This is a genomic window from Rhizobium sp. SG570 (assembly GCF_012275345.1).
GTDB lineage: Bacteria > Pseudomonadota > Alphaproteobacteria > Rhizobiales > Rhizobiaceae > Rhizobium > Rhizobium lusitanum.
Genome location: NZ_JAAZQI010000001.1, coordinates 60,908 through 79,802 on the forward strand (window position 1 = coordinate 60,908; position 18,895 = coordinate 79,802).

The 18,895-nt window shown below is 60.6% G+C and carries 18 protein-coding genes; 13 read left to right on the forward strand and 5 right to left on the reverse strand.

What is annotated here, in order from left to right; all coding sequences use genetic code 11:
• Window positions 1-81 precede the first annotated feature (81 nt).
• Both FHT28_RS00305 and FHT28_RS00310 read right to left on the reverse strand, forming a co-directional pair.
• Window positions 82-1,434, reverse strand: coding sequence for an ATP-binding protein (locus FHT28_RS00305; protein ID WP_168595306.1), 1,353 nt, complete (start codon window positions 1,432-1,434; stop codon window positions 82-84).
• Complete coding sequence (locus tag FHT28_RS00310; RefSeq protein WP_037200066.1) at window positions 1,431-2,090, reverse strand: response regulator transcription factor; 660 nt, start codon at window positions 2,088-2,090, stop codon at window positions 1,431-1,433. The genes FHT28_RS00305 and FHT28_RS00310 overlap by 4 nt, the downstream gene beginning before the upstream one ends.
• 226 nt (window positions 2,091-2,316) lie before the next feature.
• Between FHT28_RS00310 and FHT28_RS00315 the strand changes: the two genes are divergently transcribed.
• From FHT28_RS00315 to FHT28_RS00355, 9 genes are all read left to right on the forward strand, one after another.
• Window positions 2,317-2,772, forward strand: a complete 456-nt coding sequence (locus tag FHT28_RS00315; RefSeq protein WP_168595307.1) for an RbsD/FucU family protein — start codon at window positions 2,317-2,319, stop codon at window positions 2,770-2,772.
• 42 nt (window positions 2,773-2,814) lie between these two features.
• The gene (locus tag FHT28_RS00320; RefSeq protein ID WP_037200068.1) at window positions 2,815-3,768 is read left to right on the forward strand and encodes a sugar-binding transcriptional regulator; all 954 of its coding nucleotides are present in this window, start codon (window positions 2,815-2,817) and stop codon (window positions 3,766-3,768) included.
• A gap of 146 nt (window positions 3,769-3,914) precedes the next feature.
• Window positions 3,915-5,231, forward strand: a complete 1,317-nt coding sequence (locus tag FHT28_RS00325; RefSeq protein ID WP_037200070.1) for a sugar ABC transporter substrate-binding protein — start codon at window positions 3,915-3,917, stop codon at window positions 5,229-5,231.
• Between the two features lie 148 nt (window positions 5,232-5,379).
• Window positions 5,380-6,252, forward strand: coding sequence for a sugar ABC transporter permease (locus tag FHT28_RS00330; protein WP_037200071.1), 873 nt, complete (start codon window positions 5,380-5,382; stop codon window positions 6,250-6,252).
• A gap of 1 nt (window position 6,253) precedes the next feature.
• Window positions 6,254-7,096 carry a carbohydrate ABC transporter permease gene (locus tag FHT28_RS00335; protein ID WP_037200073.1) on the forward strand — a complete coding sequence of 281 codons (843 nt, stop codon included), beginning with the start codon at window positions 6,254-6,256 and terminating at the stop codon, window positions 7,094-7,096.
• 11 nt (window positions 7,097-7,107) lie between these two features.
• On the forward strand, window positions 7,108-8,106 hold the full coding sequence (locus FHT28_RS00340; RefSeq protein WP_037200074.1) for an ABC transporter ATP-binding protein: 999 nt from the start codon (window positions 7,108-7,110) through the stop codon (window positions 8,104-8,106).
• A gap of 153 nt (window positions 8,107-8,259) precedes the next feature.
• Window positions 8,260-9,741, forward strand: coding sequence for a mannitol dehydrogenase family protein (locus FHT28_RS00345; protein ID WP_168595308.1), 1,482 nt, complete (start codon window positions 8,260-8,262; stop codon window positions 9,739-9,741).
• A 98-nt stretch (window positions 9,742-9,839) separates the two neighbouring features.
• Complete coding sequence (locus FHT28_RS00350) at window positions 9,840-10,514, forward strand: HAD family hydrolase (protein WP_047639012.1); 675 nt, start codon at window positions 9,840-9,842, stop codon at window positions 10,512-10,514.
• 20 nt (window positions 10,515-10,534) lie between these two features.
• Window positions 10,535-12,118, forward strand: coding sequence for an FGGY-family carbohydrate kinase (locus tag FHT28_RS00355; protein ID WP_168595309.1), 1,584 nt, complete (start codon window positions 10,535-10,537; stop codon window positions 12,116-12,118).
• 27 nt (window positions 12,119-12,145) lie between these two features.
• Here the strand turns inward: FHT28_RS00355 and FHT28_RS00360 are convergent, their stop codons facing one another.
• Complete coding sequence (locus FHT28_RS00360) at window positions 12,146-12,997, reverse strand: MurR/RpiR family transcriptional regulator (protein WP_047639036.1); 852 nt, start codon at window positions 12,995-12,997, stop codon at window positions 12,146-12,148.
• Between the two features lie 255 nt (window positions 12,998-13,252).
• On the opposite strand from FHT28_RS00360, the gene FHT28_RS00365 reads away from it, so the two are divergent.
• Window positions 13,253-13,966 (forward strand): sulfate transporter family protein, encoded by a 714-nt coding sequence (locus FHT28_RS00365; protein ID WP_037200080.1) that lies wholly within the window; start codon window positions 13,253-13,255, stop codon window positions 13,964-13,966.
• Window positions 13,967-13,972: 6 nt separating this feature from the next.
• Here the strand turns inward: FHT28_RS00365 and nth are convergent, their stop codons facing one another.
• Window positions 13,973-14,752, reverse strand: a complete 780-nt coding sequence (nth, locus tag FHT28_RS00370; protein WP_210255660.1) for an endonuclease III — start codon at window positions 14,750-14,752, stop codon at window positions 13,973-13,975.
• 22 nt (window positions 14,753-14,774) lie between these two features.
• Between nth and FHT28_RS00375 the strand changes: the two genes are divergently transcribed.
• Together FHT28_RS00375 and FHT28_RS00380 are read left to right on the forward strand one after the other, a co-directional pair.
• Entirely contained in the window at window positions 14,775-15,278 is a 504-nt protein-coding gene (locus FHT28_RS00375) for a DUF2244 domain-containing protein (RefSeq protein WP_168595591.1), read from the forward strand.
• A 112-nt stretch (window positions 15,279-15,390) separates the two neighbouring features.
• Entirely contained in the window at window positions 15,391-16,263 is an 873-nt protein-coding gene (locus FHT28_RS00380; RefSeq protein WP_047555264.1) for a bifunctional helix-turn-helix domain-containing protein/methylated-DNA--[protein]-cysteine S-methyltransferase, read from the forward strand.
• 72 nt (window positions 16,264-16,335) lie between these two features.
• Here the strand turns inward: FHT28_RS00380 and FHT28_RS00385 are convergent, their stop codons facing one another.
• Window positions 16,336-17,325 carry a sugar-binding transcriptional regulator gene (locus FHT28_RS00385; RefSeq protein WP_037200086.1) on the reverse strand — a complete coding sequence of 330 codons (990 nt, stop codon included), beginning with the start codon at window positions 17,323-17,325 and terminating at the stop codon, window positions 16,336-16,338.
• Between the two features lie 497 nt (window positions 17,326-17,822).
• Between FHT28_RS00385 and tal the strand changes: the two genes are divergently transcribed.
• The gene (gene tal, locus FHT28_RS00390) at window positions 17,823-18,788 is read left to right on the forward strand and encodes a transaldolase (RefSeq protein WP_037200087.1); all 966 of its coding nucleotides are present in this window, start codon (window positions 17,823-17,825) and stop codon (window positions 18,786-18,788) included.
• Window positions 18,789-18,895: the final 107 nt, after the last annotated feature.

Sequence of the window (18,895 nt, forward strand, 5' to 3'; positions counted from 1 at the left end):
CGACCTGCAGGAAACATGCGGCACTTGCTCGCACCCTTTGCCGGTGTTTGCAAGATCAATCCGTGCCTGGCTGCGAAGCGGTCAGCCGGCAGGCAGCGTGATCCTGGCCTCGAAACCATCGGCTCTGCCCGTGGCGGGCGACAGCAGTTCGATGCGTCCGCCGATCTGATCGACGATGCGTTCGACAATGGAAAGCCCAAGGCCCGAACCGGTGGCCTTCGTCTTGCCGCGCCAGAAGCGTTTCTTCAGGCCGGCCAGCTCTTCCTGCGAAAGCACATCGCCAGCGTTGACGACGCGGACCGTGCCACCGTCGACGCTGATGGTTACTTCGTCGTCGACCGGGCCGTGGATCAACGCGTTTTCGATCAGATTGCGCATGATGATGGCGAAGGCATCGATATCGACGTTTCGGATCAGTTTTTCCTTGGCGCCGGTCTCCAGCAGGACGCGGCCGGCGGTGCCGGTGTCGCGGTCGTAGTCGCCGATAACGCTTTCGATGACCGCAATCAGATCGGCGGGCTTGTCGCCCGCGCCGATACCGGCCTGAGCGCGGGAGAGCTGGAGCAGCTTTTCCGCCAGCCGGGCGAGGTTGGACAGCGAGGTCTCGATGCGGCTGGCGCGTTCCGTCAACTGGCCTTGCGGCAGTTCGGCGAGCAGGCGTTGGGTCTGCGCGAGAGCGCCCGCGATCGGCGTGCGCAGTTCATGGGCGCTGTTGGCGGTGAATTCGCGCTCGGCCTCGAGGGCGAGCCGCAGACGATCGAGCAGCAGATTGACGGAGCGGGCGATCGGCTGGAGTTCGCGCGGCAGCACGTCGCTATCCAACGGCGCCATATTGCCGCTGTCCTTGGTGGCGATCTGCGATCTCAACCGGTCGATCGGCCGCAGGGAGCGGCCGACGACGAAGCCGATGGCAATGATGCTGGCGGGGATGAGGGCCAGCAAAGGCCAGAGCAGCGCGACGCCGCTTTCCCGCGAGGCTTCCCGGCGATTCTTGAAGGCATCGGCGACATGCAGGAAGACCGAGCCGTCCTGGGATGATTCCGTGTAGATGCGATATCGCGGCGTATTGTGGAAACCGACCTTCAACGGCACGTCGTAGACCGTGGCCGGCGCGTCATGCGAATGGAGGATGACCTTGCCGTTTCCGTCGAGTACCTGATAGGTCAGATATTCGCGGTTCAGCCCCTTGTTGAGTTCCTTGAGGCTTTGCGGATCGCTAGAGGGATCGCGATTGGCAAGATCGTCGAGTACCAGCGGCATCAGCCGCTCGGCGGTTTCCTGCAACGCGCCGTCAAAGGTCTCCGAGAGTTCCTTGTTGACCACATAGACGCCGATGCCGACCGCAATCAGCCAGAAGACCACGACCGTGCCTGTGAGCGCGGCGATGAGACGCCTGGTGATGCTGGCGCGGCTAGGCCCCGTGCGCTCAGTCATCGGTCGCCCAGGCAATAGCCGACGCCGCGGGCCGTCCGAATGCGGTCCCTGCCGATCTTCTTGCGCAGACGGCTGACATAGACTTCGACCGTATTGCTCTCGATCTCGGAGCCGAAGGCGTAAAGCGCTTCCTCTATCTTGTCTTTCGACACGATGGCACCCGGTCGTGCCACAAGCAGATCGAGCACAGCCCATTCGCGTCCGGTGAGAACGATGTCCCTGCCGTCAAGCCGGACGCGCCGCTGCGGCTGATCGATTTCGAGATCGGCGAACCGAATGGTCGGTTGTGGACTGCCGGTATAACGGCGGGCGACCGCCAGGATGCGGGCGGTGAGTTCGCCCAGATTGAACGGCTTGACGAGATAGTCGTCCGCGCCGCTGTTCAGGCCTTCGATGCGATCGGAGATCTGGTCGCGGGCGGTGAGGATCATGACCGGGGTTTCATCCGGTCTCCGGCGCAGTCTTTTCAGAAAATCAACGCCGCTGCCATCCGGAAGTTGCAGGTCGAGCAGGATGAGGCCGTATTGCACGGCGTTGGTGACCTCTTCGGCATCGGCCAGGTTTTTAACCCAGTCGACGGCATGGGGACCTGCCGCGATATGATCGCGAACCGCGCTGCCGATCGTATCATCGTCTTCCACCAGAAGAATTCGCACCTGTGCCTCTCAGCTACTGACCGGACCTCAGTTAATGCCGGTGAACGTATCGGGTCAATAACGGCCGAAATAAGCCGAGCTGAGATGAGCGTATTCATAGCCTGATTTCCTTCCGAAAACGTTCCCGGTGCCTATGGACAGATAGGAACGCCGTAGTTACTTCTTTGCCCCGGAGAACGAGGCGGCCGCGGGAGAGCCGCCACTGGCAATCAAAGGATGCTCGATCATGCTGAAGGGAATTTCGCCGCTGTTGAATGCGGACGTGCTGTATGCGTTGAAGTCGATGGGGCACGGGGACATGCTGGTCGTTGTCGACACCAATTTTCCCGCCGAAGCCATCGCTCAGCAGACGACTTTGGGCCATCTCCTGCGTATCGACAACGTCTCGGCCGCCGACGCGGTTGCCGCGCTGCTGTCCCTGATGCCGCTCGATACGTTCATCGATGATGCGGCGACGCGCATGGAAGTGGTCGGCGCACCCGACGAGGTGCCGCAGGTCCAGCACGAGGTGCAGGCGGCGATCGACAAGGCCGAAGGCAGGCATTGGCCGTTGTCGCCTGTCGAGCGCTTCGCTTTCTACGAGCGTGCAAAGAATGCCTATTGCGTTGTTCAGACCGGCGAACGCCGCTTCTATGGTTGTTTCACCTTGACCAAGGGCGTCATCCCGCCGGAAACTGAGTGATCCGATACTCGGACAAGAGCGCTGTTTCGGTAAAGGAATGCGATGGCGAAGAAGCTGGATTCCCAGGGGCGGCTTGACGACGCGGCGCGAGCCGGGTGGCTCTACTATGTCGCCGGGCGGACACAGGACGAGATTGCGGTCGCCATGGGGATCTCCCGACAATCGGCGCAGAGGCTGGTGTCGCTGGCTGTCGCGGAACGGCTGATCAAGGTGCGGCTGGATCATCCGATCGCCGCCTGCCTGGAATATGCCGCCGCGTTGCGCGAGAAATTCAATCTCCGGCATGTCGACGTGGTGCCGAGCGATCCCGACGGCACGTCTTCCACTATCGGCATCGCCCAGGCGGGCGCCGCCGAGATCGAGCGCTGGCTGAGGCGCAGCGATCCGATCGTGCTGGCGATCGGTACCGGCCGCACGCTGAAGGCCGCGGTCGATCAATTGCCTGCCATCGAATGTCTGCAGCATCGCGTGGTGTCGCTGACGGGCAATATCGGCCCGGACGGCTCGGCTGCCTATTACAACGTCATCTTCAGCATGGCCGACGTCATCAAGGCGCGGCACTTTCCGATGCCGCTGCCGGTGCTCGTGTCCTCCGCCGGGGAGCGCGAGCTCCTGCATGCGCAGGCGCTGGTGCGTTCGACGCTCGATATCAGCGCGCAGGCCGACGTGACCTTCGTCGGTATCGGCGAGATGGGCATCGAGGCGCCCCTTTGCCTCGACGGCTTTCTCGAGAAGGATGAGATGCTGGCGCTGATGAAGCGCGGCGCTGCCGGCGAGATCTGCGGCTGGGTCTTCGATGGCGAGGGGAAGCTGATGCCTGATGACGTCAACGATCGCGTCGCAAGCGCGCCCCTGCCGTCGCGCGACACCTCTTCCGTCATTGGAATCGCCAAGGGAAGACGCAAGTTCGAGGCGATCAAAGCGGCCGTCGTTGGCCGCCAAATCAACGGTTTGATTACCGATGAGGCTGTTGCCGAATTTTTGCTCAGGGCGTGAGCAAAAAATATAGTCCATGAAAACAAATAGATAGGTTGTTTGCACGGCAATGCAGCAACGAATTCGCATTGACATTTTGTCGCAAGAGGTGAGTAATTGCCCACGAGCAAAGCGAATGCTCATTTTTAATCTTCTGGGAGGAAGATATGAAATTGAAAACCATATTGCTGAGCGCCTGCTCGGCCCTGATGTTTGCCGGCTTGGCGTCTGCTGAAACCCTTACAATTGCGACAGTCAACAATGGCGACATGGTCCGTATGCAGAAGCTTACGGACGATTTCAAAGCCAAGAACCCCGATATCGACCTGCAATGGGTCACCCTTGAAGAAAACGTATTGCGCCAGAAGGTTACGACCGACATCGCCACCAAGGCGGGCCAATACGACGTTCTGACGATCGGCACCTATGAAGTGCCGATCTGGAGCAAGCTCGGCTGGCTCGCCCCGCTCGACAAGCTCTCCGGCGACAAGAACTATGATGTGAATGACCTGCTCCCGGCCATTCGCAGCGGCCTGACCACGGACGGCAAGCTTTACGCTGCGCCGTTCTATGGCGAAAGCTCGATGGTGATGTACCGCAAGGACCTGTTCGACAAGGCCGGCCTGAAGATGCCGGATGCGCCGACCTGGGATTTCATCGCCGATGCTGCCCGCAAGATCACCGACAAGGATCATGAAGTCTACGGCATCTGCCTCCGCGGCAAGGCCGGCTGGGGCGAGAACATGGCGTTCCTGACGGCGATGTCGAATTCGTTCGGCGCGCGCTGGTTCGACGAGAAGTGGAAGCCGCAGTTCGATCAGCCGGAGTGGAAGAACACGCTCGACTTCTACGTCAAGCTGATGAAGGACGCCGGCCCTCCGGGCGCATCGTCGAACGGCTTCAACGAAAACCTGTCGCTCTTCCAGACCGGAAAGTGCGGCATGTGGATCGACGCGACGGTTGCAGCTTCGTTCGTTTCCGACCCGAAGCAGTCGAAGGTGGCAGACAAGGTCGGCTTCGCGCTGGCTCCGGACAAGGGCCTCGGCAAGCGTGGCAACTGGCTCTGGGCATGGAACCTCGCCATCCCGGCCTCTTCGAAGAAGACCGAGGCCGCCGAGAAGTTCATCGCCTGGGCAACCAGCAAGGATTACACCAACCTTGTCGCCCAGAAGGAAGGTTGGCTGAACGCACCTCCCGGCACCCGTACGTCACTCTATGCGAGTGCGGATTACCAGAAGGCTGCGCCTTTCGCGAAGATGACGCTCGACTCGATCAACTCTGCTGATCCGACGCATCCGACCGTCAAGCCGGTTCCCTATGTCGGCGTCCAGTTCGTGGCGATCCCCGAATTCCAGGGCATCGGCACGGCCGTCGGCCAGCAGTTCTCCGCAGCCCTTGCCGGCCAGATCTCCGTGGATCAGGCTCTCAAGGCCGCACAGCAGCTGACCAGCCGCGAAATGACGAAGGCTGGTTATCCGAAATAGAAGCCGTTGAAGGTATGGAAAGCAGTGCTCCTCTCGGGTATTGCTTTCCACCAGGCCGCCGAGCGCCCGCATTGCCCTTGGCGGCCCTTTTTATTTCAGCCGGTCCACGGCCACCTCTCCCTGCTTAAAAGATAGGTCGGTACTTGCCATGGCAACGTTGCACACCCGTTCCACCGCGCGCATCATGATGGCGCCATCGGTTCTCCTCCTCTTTGCGTGGATGATCGTCCCGCTCGTGATGACGATCTATTTCTCGACGCTGAATTACAATCTCCTGTCGCCCGGCGCGCACGACTTCGTCGGTTGGCTCAACTTCGAATACTTCTTAAGCGATCCGGCCTTCCTGAGTTCGTTGATCGTGACGCTGTTGCTCGTCGGTGGTGCGTTGCTGATTACCGTGGTCGGCGGCATAGCGCTGGCACTCCTTCTTGATCAGCCGATCTTCGGCCAGGGCATCGTGCGCATGCTGGTGCTTGCGCCCTTCTTCGTGATGCCGACGGTCGCCGCCCTCATCTGGAAGCATATGTTCATGAACCCGGTGAACGGGCTGCTGGCGCATCTCTTCCGATTGTTCGGGCTCGATCCGCTGACCTGGCTGGAGACCGTTCCGCTGCTGTCGGTCATTATCATCGTCGCCTGGCAGTGGCTTCCCTTCGCCACGCTCATCCTGCTCACCGCTTTGCAGTCGCTGGACGAAGAGCAGAAGGAAGCCGCCGAAATGGACGGCGCAGGCCCGGTTTCGAAGTTCATCTATATCACCCTGCCGCATCTGGCCCGCGCCATTACGGTCGTGATCCTGATCGAGACGATCTTCCTTCTGTCCGCCTTCGCCGAAATCCTCGTCACCACCAATGGCGGCCCGGGCACGGCGACGACCAATCTCACCTATCTTGTCTATTCGCAGATCGTGCTGTCGCAGGATGTCGGCGGCGCATCGGCGGGCGGCATCATCGCAGTCATCCTCGCCAATATCGTCGCGATCTTCCTGATGCGCGCGGTCGGCAAGAATCTGGAGGCTTAAGATGGCACGCAAAGTCACTACGCAACGCAAGGTGCTCATGTCGGTGGTCGCCTGGATCGTCGCCCTGCTCATCTTCTTCCCGATCCTGTGGACGATCCTGACGAGCTTCAAGACGGAAGGCGATGCGATCGCCTCGCCGCCACAGTTCCTCTTCTTTCACTGGACGCTGGAGAATTATTTCGAGGTGCAGTCGCGCTCGGATTACTTCCTCCACTTCGGCAACTCGGTCATCATCGCCTTCGGCTCGACGATCCTCGGCCTCATCGTCGCCGTTCCGGCCGCCTGGGCCATGGCATTTTCGCCGACCAAGCGGACCAAGGACGTGTTGATGTGGATGCTGTCCACGAAGATGATGCCGCCGGTCGGCGCCTTCATCCCGATCTATCTGCTGTTCCAAGGTTTCGGGCTGCTCAACAACCAGTTCGCCAGCCGGGTGGGTATGGTGGTCGTGCTGATGCTGATCAATCTGCCGATCATCGTCTGGATGCTCTACACCTACTTCAAGGAGATCCCCGGCGAGATCCTCGAAGCCGCCCGCATGGACGGCGCGACGCTGGCAAAGGAGATCATCTACGTGCTGACGCCGATGGCGATCCCCGGCCTTGCCTCGACGATGTTGCTCAACATCATCCTCGCCTGGAACGAAGCCTTCTGGACGCTCAACCTGTCCGCCGTCGACGCGGCGCCGCTGAGCACCTTCATCGCCTCCTATTCCAGCCCGGAGGGCCTGTTCTATGCCAAGCTTTCGGCGGCATCGACCATGGCGATCGCCCCGATCCTGATCCTCGGCTGGTTTAGTCAAAAACAACTCGTTCGCGGCCTTACCTTCGGCGCGGTTAAGTAAGGGAGAGAAACATGGGTAGCATTGTCCTTAAGAAGGTTTCTAAGGTCTTTGGCGAAGCCAAGGTCATCCCTTCCATCGACCTCGAAATCAGCAATGGCGAGTTCGTGGTGTTCGTCGGCCCGTCGGGTTGCGGCAAATCCACGCTGCTGCGTCTGATCGCCGGCCTCGAAGACGTCTCCGGCGGGCAGATCCTGATCGACGGCAAGGACGGCACCAATCTGAAGCCGTCCGACCGAGGGTTGGCCATGGTGTTCCAGTCCTATGCGCTCTATCCCCATATGAGCGTACGCAAGAACATCGCTTTTCCGCTGAAGATGGCGAACCTGCCGCAGGCGGAGATCGACAGGAAAGTGTCGGACGCAGCACGCGTCCTCAACCTGACCGATTATCTGGAGCGCAAGCCTCGCCAGCTTTCCGGCGGCCAGCGTCAGCGCGTCGCCATCGGCCGGGCCATCGTGCGCCAGCCGGCAGCCTTCCTGTTCGACGAACCCTTGTCGAACCTGGACGCGGCGCTGCGCGTCAACATGCGCCTCGAGATCAGCGAACTGCATCAGCAGCTGAAGACGACGATGGTCTATGTGACGCACGATCAGGTGGAAGCCATGACCATGGCCGACAAGATCGTCGTGCTCAACCGCGGCAACATCGAGCAGGTGGGCTCGCCGCTGGAGCTCTATAAGAGACCGCGCAATCTCTTCGTCGCCGGCTTCATCGGCTCGCCGAAGATGAATTTCGTCAAGGGCGCCTATGCGCAGAGTCTTGGCGGCGACACGATCGGCGTTCGGCCGGAGCATGTCCTGCTGTCGACCACTTCGGGCGACTGGCAGGGCAAGGTAACCGTCGCCGAGCACCTTGGTTCCGACACGTTCCTGCATATCGACGTCGACGGGATCGGTGTCATGACGGCACGCGGTTCCGGCGATTTCCCGGCCCGCGCCGGAGATACAGTCTATCTGACGCCGGACAAGTCGCAGATTCACCGGTTCAACGCCGAGGGATTGTCGATCTGAGCCCCGCGCCGACGCCTTGCTCGCCGCATGCGCTCGGCAAATGCATCTGTCCCGGTCCGCATCCATCGATATCAGCGGGCCGGGAAGCATACCAGCCGGAGCGGTCCTCCCAAGCCGCCCGGAGCCAGAGACCTTTCCAGAAGGACTAGAGACATGACGTGCAAACTATCGCTCGCAACTCTCCAGGAGGCGGCCGCAACAGCCGCCATTCCCGCATATGATCCGAAGTCGCTGTCGGCGGGCATCGTGCATTTCGGTGTCGGTAATTTCCATCGCGCGCATCAGGCAATCTATCTCGACGACCTGTTCAACGCCGGCCACGACCATGACTGGGCGATCGTCGGCGCGGGCGTGCTGCCGTCCGATGCCGCCATGCGGGAGAAGCTCGCCGCGCAGGACTTTCTGACGACCGTCGTCGAGCAGGACAACAACCGCACGGCTGCCCGCGTCACTGCGCCCATGGTCGGCATCCTGCCGGTCGGCGATGCCAAGACGATCATCGCCAAGCTTGCCGATCCCTCCATCCGCATTGTCTCGATGACGATCACCGAAGGCGGCTATTTCATCGATGCCTCGGGCAAGTTCAATCCGGCCCATCCGGCGATCGTCGCCGACGGGCAGAACCCGGATGCGCCTAAGACGGTGTTCGGCCTTATTGTCGCCGGCCTCAAGGCGCGCCGCGCTGCCGGTCTGCAACCGTTCACCGTCATGTCCTGCGACAATATCCCCCATAATGGCGGCGTCACCAAAGCCGCCGTCATCGGTACGGCGCAGCTTTCCGATCCGGCCTTTGCCGACTGGATCGCCGAAAATGTCGCCTTCCCGAACGGCATGGTCGACCGCATCACGCCGGCGACCGGCACGCGCGAGATCGATCTGCTCAAGGATGTCTTCGATATCGAGGACAATTGGCCCGTCTATTGCGAGGAATTCAAGCAGTGGGTGCTGGAAGACAATTTTCCGGCAGGCCGCCCGGCGCTTGAGAAGGTCGGCGTCACCTTCGTTCCGGATGTCACGCCGTATGAGCACATGAAGATCCGCATCCTCAATGGCGGTCATGCGGCCATCGCCTATCCGGCGGCACTGATGGACGTGCATTTCGTGCATGAGGCGATGGAGGAACCGTTGATCCGCGCCTATCTCGCCAAGCTCGAGAATGACGAGATCATCCCCGTCATTCCGCCGGTGCCGAACACGGTGCTCGCGGATTACTTCAAGCTGATCGAGCGGCGCTTCTCCAATCCGAAGATCGCCGACACCATTCCGCGTCTGGCGCAGGACGGCTCCAACCGCCAGCCGAAGTTCATCCTGCCGTCCACGGCAGACCGCCTCGCCCGCGGCGAGGATGTCGTCGGTCTCGCGCTGGTCTCCGCCCTGTGGTGCCGATATTTCGCCGGCAAGACCGACAGCGGCCAGGACATCGTCTTCAACGATGCCAGCGCCGACCGGCTGCACGAAGCCGCTTTGAAGGCAAAGGACGATCCGGATGCCTTCCTCGTGTTCGACGATATCTTCGGAACCGTCGCCAAATCCGATCTCTTCCGCAAGCGCTTCGCGCATGCCCTAAAAACGCTGTGGGAAAAGGGTACCCGCGTCACCCTGCAGCTATACCTGGACAACAAACTCGCGGAATAACTTTTGAACGGTCGGAGTTCTCCTGCTCCGGCCGTTTTTCATTGTCATGTCGATATTAGGGTCGGCGGGACAGCAACAGAATTCGGGTTGGATCTACGATGACCGATGCGAAGAAGGGACTCGTAATCTTCGATTGCGATGGCGTGCTTGTCGATAGCGAGCCGCTGTCGGTCAGCGTGCTCATCCGGGCGATGCACGATGTCGGCGTGGATATGAGCGAGGAGGATGTCTACAGCCGCTTTCTCGGCAAGAGCCTCGCGACGCTCGTCGACACGCTACAGACGGAATTCGACGTTTTCATCGACCAGGTTTTCCTCGATCGCATCCGCAACGATCTCTACGAGCGCTTCAAGCACGAGCTGAAGCCGATCGACGGCATTGCGGCAACGCTGGATGCACTGACGCTTCCCCGTTGCGTCGCGTCTTCGAGCCAGCTGGAACGTATCCGGCTCTCGCTCGGGGTGACCGGCCTTCTGCAGCGGCTGGAGCCGAACATCTTCAGCGCCAGCATGGTCAAGCGGGGCAAGCCCGCACCCGATCTTTTCCTCTTTGCCGCCAAACGGATGGGGGTCGCCCCAGGAGATTGCATCGTCGTCGAAGACAGTCCGGCGGGGATCACGGCGGCGCGGGCGGCGGGCATGACGGTCTTCGCGTTTACCGGTGGTTCGCATGCTCATTCACCCAGTTATCGCGCGGAACTGGAGCAGCTTTCTCCGGAAGTCGTGTTTGACGCGATGCCGGATTTGATACAACTTGTCCGCAACAAGAGATAAGTGGTCGGGACCTCTTTTGCATGCGTGATCACGTGGTTGCGGTCGATATCGGCACAGGCAGCGCACGCGCCGGTGTCTTCACGGCGAACGGCTCACTGCTGGGAAAAAGCGAATATCCGATCCTGATGAATCGCCCGCGTGAAAACCACGCCGAGCATGATTCCGAGGACATTTGGGCCGCCGTCTGCGCGGCCGTTCGTAGTGCGGTGAAGGTCTCCGGTGTCGATGCATCCGCTATCGGCGCGATCGGATTTGACGCTACCTGTTCGCTGGTCGTGCGCGACAGGCAGGGCAGGCAGTTGACGGTTTCCACAGGAGGCGAGGCCCGTTTCGATACCCTCGTCTGGCTCGATCACCGGGCGCTTGCCGAGGCGGATTACTGCACGGCGACTAGGCACGAGGTTCTCGACTATTCCGGCGAGTTCATGTCGCCGGAAATGGAAATGCCGAAGCTGATGTGGCTGAAAGAGAACCTGCCGGAAAGCTGGGTGCAGGCCGGCTATTTCTTCGATCTCGCGGATTTCATGACCTGGAAGGCAACGGGATCGCCAGCGCGCTCGCGCTGCACGCTCGTGGCGAAATGGAACTATCTCGCCCATCGCCAACCGGGCTGGCAGGCAGATTTCCTGAACGTGATCGGCCTCGGCGACCTGCGCGAGCGCGGCGGCCTGCCCGAAGAGAGCGTTCCCGTCGGAAAGAGCATGGGAACGTTGACGCCGGAGGCTGCCGAAGCGCTGGGGCTCGATCGCGCCTGCCATGTTGGCGCCGGCATGATCGACGCCTATGCGGGTGCGCTCGGCGCGCTCAGTGGGCATGCCGGGGATCCCGGCACTCTGGAACACCAGCTGGCGCTCATCGCCGGAACGTCGAGCTGCATCGTCTCCCTCGCGCGCGAACGAAAGCGTAGCACCGGCATGTGGGGTCCTTATTACGAGGCCGTCTTTCCAGGCATGTGGCTTGCCGAAGCCGGGCAATCGGCAACGGGCGCGCTGCTCGACCATATCGTCAGCATGCACGCGGCGGGCGGTCAGCCGACGGCGGCATTGCATGACCGTATCGTCAAGAGGATCGCGGAGCTTCGGCTTGCCGAGGGCGAATCCCTCGGCGGACGCATCCATGTGCTACCCGATTTTCATGGCAATCGGTCACCGCTAGCCGATCCGCACGCGATGGGCGTTATCAGCGGTATGACGCTTGACGCCTCCTTCGATGGCCTTTGCCGGCTCTATTGGCGTACCAGCATCGGCATAGCGCTCGGTATCCGCCATATCCTCGACAGGATGCGCGACTATGGCTACGTGCATGACACGCTGCATGTCGCAGGCGGCCATGTGAAGAACTCGGTGCTCATGGAGCTCTATTCCGACGTCACCGGCTGCAGGGTCGTCGTTCCGAAAATGAACGAGGCGGTGCTGCTCGGGACCGCAATCGCGGCTTCCGTTTCCTGTGGTCTTCATGAAAGCCTAGCTGTTGCTGGCGCCGCTATGTATCCGGGCGGTTACGAGCGTCTGCCTGACGCCGGCAAGAAGGCGCTTTACGATCGCGAATACAGGCGCTTCCTTGCCATGTATCGGCATCGGGCCGAACTGGACGCGATGGAATAGGCGGTCGGCTTGCCGCGAGGGCGTCCGCTACCGCAGCGGTGCATAGGCAAACATGCCTTGCAGCTCTTCGATCCGGCGAATTCTGGTTTCCGCGGTTTCGCCGGCGGCTTGGATGACGGCTATGGCCAGGAATTCCAGCAGCGACATCATGGCCGAGAGATTCTCGCGGCTATTGGCCCGTTGAGGCGGCAGCGAAAGCGTGATGTTTGCGAATTCATGCGCCCATTCCGTGAATTGGCCGGTTGCCAGCAGCACCTTGTGTCCGGCGCGACGAGCTGAACGTGCCAACAGCCGCGATGCGACAAAGCGCGGCGAATCGATGACGATGAGCAGCTCGTCTTGGGACTGCCCGCCCAGCAGCTCGACATAGCTGCCGTTGGCCCCGTCGAGGAAGAGCACGTGATCGCGGGCAAATGTCAGGCGGTCGCAGAAATGGCGCCCGAGCCCTGCAAGGCTGGGATGGGCGGTGATGAAGACATTCCCGGATGAAAGGATCGTTGTCACCGCTTCCAGCCATTGCGGCTGGTTGGCGAGATTGTAGATATGCTGCAGCATCTCGACCTGTTCGGCGATCTGGGTTGCGAGCGGGCGACCCTCGCTGGCGTCCTTCTGAAGCTGCTCCAGAATGTTAGGCAAGTGTAACGTAACCGGGGCCAGGTTGTCTTTCAGATGGACCTTTATTCCGTCCAGTCCGTGATAGCCGAGAGATCGCAGGAAACGCCCAACTGTCATCGGGCTCAATTCCAGTCTATCGGCCACGGAGGAGGCCGTCTCGAAGGGCAGTTCATTCAGGTGCTCAGAGAAATACTTGGCAATACGTCGCTCGGCCGGTGTGCCAACCTTTATATATTCCCTAAGTTTCTGGCTAAGGTCTTCCAAATTTTGCGCCTCGCTGACGGTCTTTCCGATGTCTGGTCGCACCAACTGCTGGAACAATCGGGCGCGCAGATTTCACAAAGCCGCCGATCTTGTTTTGGTTGTTGTTCTTAATAAGACTCGCAGAATATATTAGCTTAAACTTTATTACAACAATGCAAATTTTTAATTGAGCGTATTCGTATATCGGCGGAGATATTGATATCGGCGTCGCCGATACCTAGGTGTCGGTTCACCAACCAGGAGATGTCGACCCGAATGATTGTTCTTGCTGTGCGCCTTTCCCTGGCAAACCTCTTCGCACCGGAAACGCGCAAGGTCTTCTGGAAGGTTCTTGGCCTGACCTTGCTGGCGCTCGCCGCGTTCTGGTTCCTGCTGCGCGGCGTGTTCAATTCTTTCGTTCTGCCCTGGCTGCAAGGTTTCATGCCGTCCACTTCGGATTGGACGAGTTGGCTTACATTCTTCCTCGCCATTCTGGCCGGCATCGCGCTGGCGCTCGCAATGGCGTTGCTGATCTCGCCAGTGACGGCATTGATTGCCGGCCTGTTTCTGGACGATGTGGCCGAGGTCGTGGAAAGGCGCGACTATCCTTCCGATCCACCGGGAAAGGCCATGCCGTTCGCAGCAGCGATGAAAAGCTCGGTGCGGTTTCTGGGCGTGGTCATCGTCGGCAATATCGTGGCGCTGTTCCTGCTGTTCATTCCGGGCGTCAATCTGATCGCCTTCTTTCTGGTGAACGGCTATCTGCTCGGCCGGGAATTCTTCGAATTCGCCGCGATGCGGTTTCGTTCGCCGGAAGAGGCGCGGCAGTTCCGCGTCAAGCACGCCTTCACGGTGTTCCTCGCCGGCCTCGCGATCGCCGCTTTCCTCGCCATCCCCCTTCTCAATCTGCTGACGCCGCTATTTGCAGCTGGCATGATGGTGCATCTGCACAAGCTGATCTCGCGCCGGGAGATGGGTCTGCGCGTGTAGCGGGATCTAGCCGGCGGCTTCTGCACGGATGATCTGAGCGGGCAGTTCGACCAGCGGGGCGGGGATGTCCCAGGTCTTTTCGGGCGAGCGACAGAGATCCGCAATGACGCAACGCTCGCATTCCGGCTTGCGCGCCTTGCAGCAATAGCGCCCATGCAGGATCAGCCAATGGTGGGCGTGGTAGAGATATTGGTCAGGGACCACCTTCATCAGCCGTTGTTCGACTTCGTCGGGCGTTTTGCCGGGCGCCAACAGCAGCCGGTTGGCAATGCGGAAGATGTGCGTGTCGACGGCCATCGTCGCCTGACCGAAGGCCATCGACAGCACGACGTTCGCGGTCTTGCGGCCGACGCCCGGCAAGGTCATCAACTCTTCACGCGTCCGTGGCACCTCGCCGCCGAAATCCGTGATCAGCTTTTCCGACAGCGCCACGACGTTCTTGGCCTTGTTGCGGTAAAGGCCGATCGTCTTGATGTAGTCGCGGATGCGTTCCTCGCCGAGATCGAGCATCTTCTGTGGCGTATCGGCAATGGCGAAGAGGGCGCGGGTCGCCTTGTTGACGCCGGCATCGGTCGCTTGTGCCGATAGCGCCACGGCAACGACGAGGGTGAAGGGATTGACGTGCTCCAGCTCGCCCTTCGGCTCGGGCCGCTGAATGGAGAAGCGGCGGAAGATCTCTTCCAAATCCGCCTTCGAATAAAGGCTCTTCGACGCCGGCTTGCGGCCTGCGGTCGCATTTGACTTTTTCGCGTTTTGGGTGCTGGATTTGATCTTGGGATTTGCCATGAACGACCTATACTCAAGTCCTATGATGGAACGCAACGCCGATACTGCGGCAGACGGCAACAGGCCGGTTTTCGCCGCCGAATTGTTCCCCCATCGCTCGCTGGGACGAAAGGGGTTCAGGATCATGCTGGCCCTGGCAGGTGCCTTCTGCCTCTTCTACAGCGTTCTGTTTGTCGCGGAGGGCGCATGGCCGATCGGCCTCTTCTTCGGCGCTGATTTCTTCCTGCTTTACGGGGCTTTCTGGTTGAATTACCGTTCCGGGCGCGTGTGGGAGGAGGTCACGGTGTCGCGTACCAATGTCTCCATCCGCAAATTCTCGCCCACCGGGCGAATGGTGGAGCATCGCTTCAATCCGTTCTGGACGCGCTTCCTCGTTCGCCGCCACCGTGAAATCGGCGTCGTATCCATGCATGTTCGCGACAGACACCACGATACCGATGTCGGCTCCTTCCTCAATCCGGAAGATCGGGAGAGTTTTGCCAAGGCTTTCAAGCGTGCCTTGGCGACGGTGACGCAGCGGATATGAGCGGGCCTGTCAAAACCGACGGCATCACATTTTCGCAGGCGGGCCGTCTGCGCAAGAAACGGGTGGTTTTGCCTCCGTTGCCGTGGTTTTCTCCTTTCCAAGGAGAAAGATCATGAATGCGATTGCACAGTTGAAGCACGACATCACGCCGCAGGGTCAGGACTACGAGACCGTTCGGCGGGTCATCGAGCTCATCACCGAGGAATATCGCGACCAGCCATCGCTGGAGATGCTCGCCGATCGGCTCAGCCAGTCGCCGACCCAGTTGCAGAAGACGTTCACCCGCTGGGCAGGGCTGTCGCCCAAGGCCTTTCTGCAGGCGGTGACCCTCGACCATGCCAAGCGCCTGCTGCGCCAGGAAGATCTGCCGCTTCTCGAGACCTCGTTCGAAGTCGGCCTTTCCGGCCCGAGCCGCCTGCACGATCTCTTCGTCACGCATGAGGCGATGTCGCCGGGCGAATGGAAGGCCAGGGGCAGCGGTCTGGTGATGCGCTACAGTTTCCACATCTCGCCCTTCGGTCTTGCCCTGATCATGGTCACGGATCGTGGTCTCGCCGGACTTGCCTTCAGCGATTCCGGCAATGAAAGGGCTTGCCTGGAAGACATGACCTGCCGTTGGCCGAATGCGCAATTCATCGAGGATTCGCAGGCGACGGCACCCTACGCGGCGCGCATTTTCGAACGGTCGAACTGGTCGAGCGATCAGCCGCTGCGCGTGGTGCTGATCGGCTCGGATTTCCAGCTGCGCGTCTGGGAAAGCCTGCTAAAGATTCCGATGGGCCGCGCCGTGACCTATTCAGATATCGCCAGTGATATCGGCCAGCCGACGGCGATGCGGGCGGTGGGGGCAGCCGTCGGCCGCAACCCGATCTCCTTCGTCGTGCCGTGCCATCGCGCGCTCGGCAAGAACGGCCAGCTTACCGGCTACCATTGGGGGCTGACGCGCAAGCGCGCGATGCTGGGATGGGAAGCGGGCGACGCTTGAGGGTTTGTGTATTCTTGAAGGTTTTGAGTTTGCCGAACCTGCGTAACCCTCCGCAAACACGGAATTAATTGATCAAGCCGCCTTCGCCATGGCCATCTGCAACAGCGCCTTGGCGGCACTCTCGTCCGTGATCAGCGTGTTGCAGCCGATGCGCTTGATGGTGGCGCTGATCGCCTGGGCGCGGTGCGCGCCGCCTGAAGAAAGGACGATATGCTTGGCTTTCTTCAATGTGTCGAGGTCGACGGACATGACGCGTTTGTTGATGGGGTGATCGACGGAATTGCCCTCGGCGTCGAGGAAGTTGAACATGGTATCGCAGACGCAGCCGGCGTCGATCAGCTGCTGCAACTCGCTCTTTGAAATGAAACCCTCCGACAGCGACGTCGATTGCGGGCCGATGTCGCCGCAGCTGACGATGGCCAGGTCGAGGTTCTCCGCCAGCCGGTAGATCGCTTCCAGGCCGCATTTTTCGATGAGGTTGTGCTTGGTCTCGATGGAATCGACCAGCAATGGCGCCAGGAACATGTAGCATTCCGCGCCGAGTTGGCTTGCCAAACGCCACGTGTAATCGATCGGGTTGGTCTGATGGACGGCGACGATGCCGCCGAGCAGGGAGACCACCTTGCAATTGTCACGCCGGGGAGGGCGGAAGCTTGCAAGAGAGGCCGTCATCGTCCGGCCCCAGCCGACCCCGATCGTATAATTGTCCGGGATCGCCTCCGTCAGGAACTGGCCAAGCGCCAGGCCAACGCTTTTTGCCTGCGCGTTGACGTCGCCACCGGCTGGCTCGGGAACCACGATCGCCTCGTCAAGCCCATAGGTGCGCTCCAGCTTAATTGCCAGCTCGACGCAATCGTCGATGCCTTCGGTGATCCAGATCTGCACCTCGGCACGGCGCATCGCCTCGTCGAGCAGGCGGATGACCGTGGTTCGGCTGATGCCCAGCTGTTCGGCGACATCCTTCTGCGTCAGGCCCTGGTTGTAGTAGAGCCATGCGGCGCGAAGCCTCAGGGACGACGTCTCCGAATAGGCGGTATGCGTCCCGCGTCTCAGTTTGGCCACAGGTCCTCCGGCATGATTGTCGCATGCGCCTTTTAGCGTCATGATCGCCCCGAATTGTGGCGATGGCGGATGACAGGGGCACGCGAGATCGGCTCTTCTGCTGCCGATATTCTATGACATGAAACTTATGTCAATTGAATTGCACAAATGTCCTTGACTTTTCGTTGCCAGATTGCTGATAGTCGGTGCTGAGGAATTCGGTCTTGTCCAATCGAGGAGGACAATGTGCGAGTGTTGCTCCGAGCAAGTGCCAGACCGGACATGGGACCATATAGGGCGCCCGGTGCCGGTGAAAAGCTTGTCGTCGGAAGGTTGTTTGTTCACCGCTCGGCCGTTCACCGGAAATGGAACTTTCGCGCTTTTTATCCCGTTATCGACACATAGGAGAAGGAAGGGCGCGCTCCGCCTGACGCCTTCAAGCCGTCCATCGACCGGACGGAATTTGCAGCCCGGCATCTCCCCATTCAAATGGGCCTCATTCAACAAGGATACCTGTTATGACTTCCAAGCTTGACCAACTCCGCGCCATGACCACGGTCGTGGCCGACACCGGCGATATCGAGGCTGTCGCACGCCTGAAGCCGGTGGATTGCACCACCAACCCGACCATCGTACTCAAGGCGCTCGGCACGCCGATGTTCGCCGATGCGATCAAGGAAGCCGTCGCCTGGGGCAAGAAGCAGGGCGGTGCGTCGGAAGCCGTGATTCACGCCGTGGCAGACCGTCTGGCCATCTCCGTCGGCGCTGCGCTGTCCGGCCTCGTCCCCGGCCGTGTTTCGACCGAAGTCGACGCCGACCTGTCCTTCAATACCGAAGCCTCGCTCGCCAAGGCTCGCTCCATCATCGCTTCCTACAAGGAGCGCGGCATCGAGCGCGACCGCATCCTGATCAAGCTTGCTTCCACCTGGGAAGGCATCCGCGCCGCCGAAGTGCTGCAGAAGGAAGGCATCGACTGCAACCTGACGCTGCTGTTCAGCAAGGCTCAGGCCGTTGCCTGCGCCGATGCGAAGGTCTTCCTGATCTCGCCCTTCGTCGGCCGCATCCTCGACTGGTACAAGAAGTCGACCGGCAAGGATTACACGCCGGAAGAAGATCCGGGCGTTCTGTCCGTTCGCGAGATCTACAACTACTACAAGGCCAACGACATCAAGACGATCGTCATGGGCGCCTCTTTCCGCAGCGCTGCCGAAGTCGAAGCTCTGGCCGGTTGCGATCGCCTGACGATCAGCCCGAACCTGCTCGACGAACTCGCCAAGGACGAAGGCAAGCTGGAGCGCAAGCTCTCGCCGGAAAACAAGACCCCCGTCGCCAAGATCACCGTCGACGAGAAGACCTTCCGCTGGATGATGAACGAAGACGCAATGGCCACCGAAAAGCTCTCCGAAGGCATCCGCGCCTTCGCCAAGGATCTCGGCACGCTGCGCGCCATGGTAAGCAAGGAACTGCAGCTCGCTGCTGCTTAAGGCGGTTTGGCTCTCCTTTAAGGGGAGCTGTCATTTTGAGGGGGTGCCGCAGCGATGCGGCACCCCTTTATGTTTTCGCGGCGCGGCGGATGAGAAGTCTGAGAAGA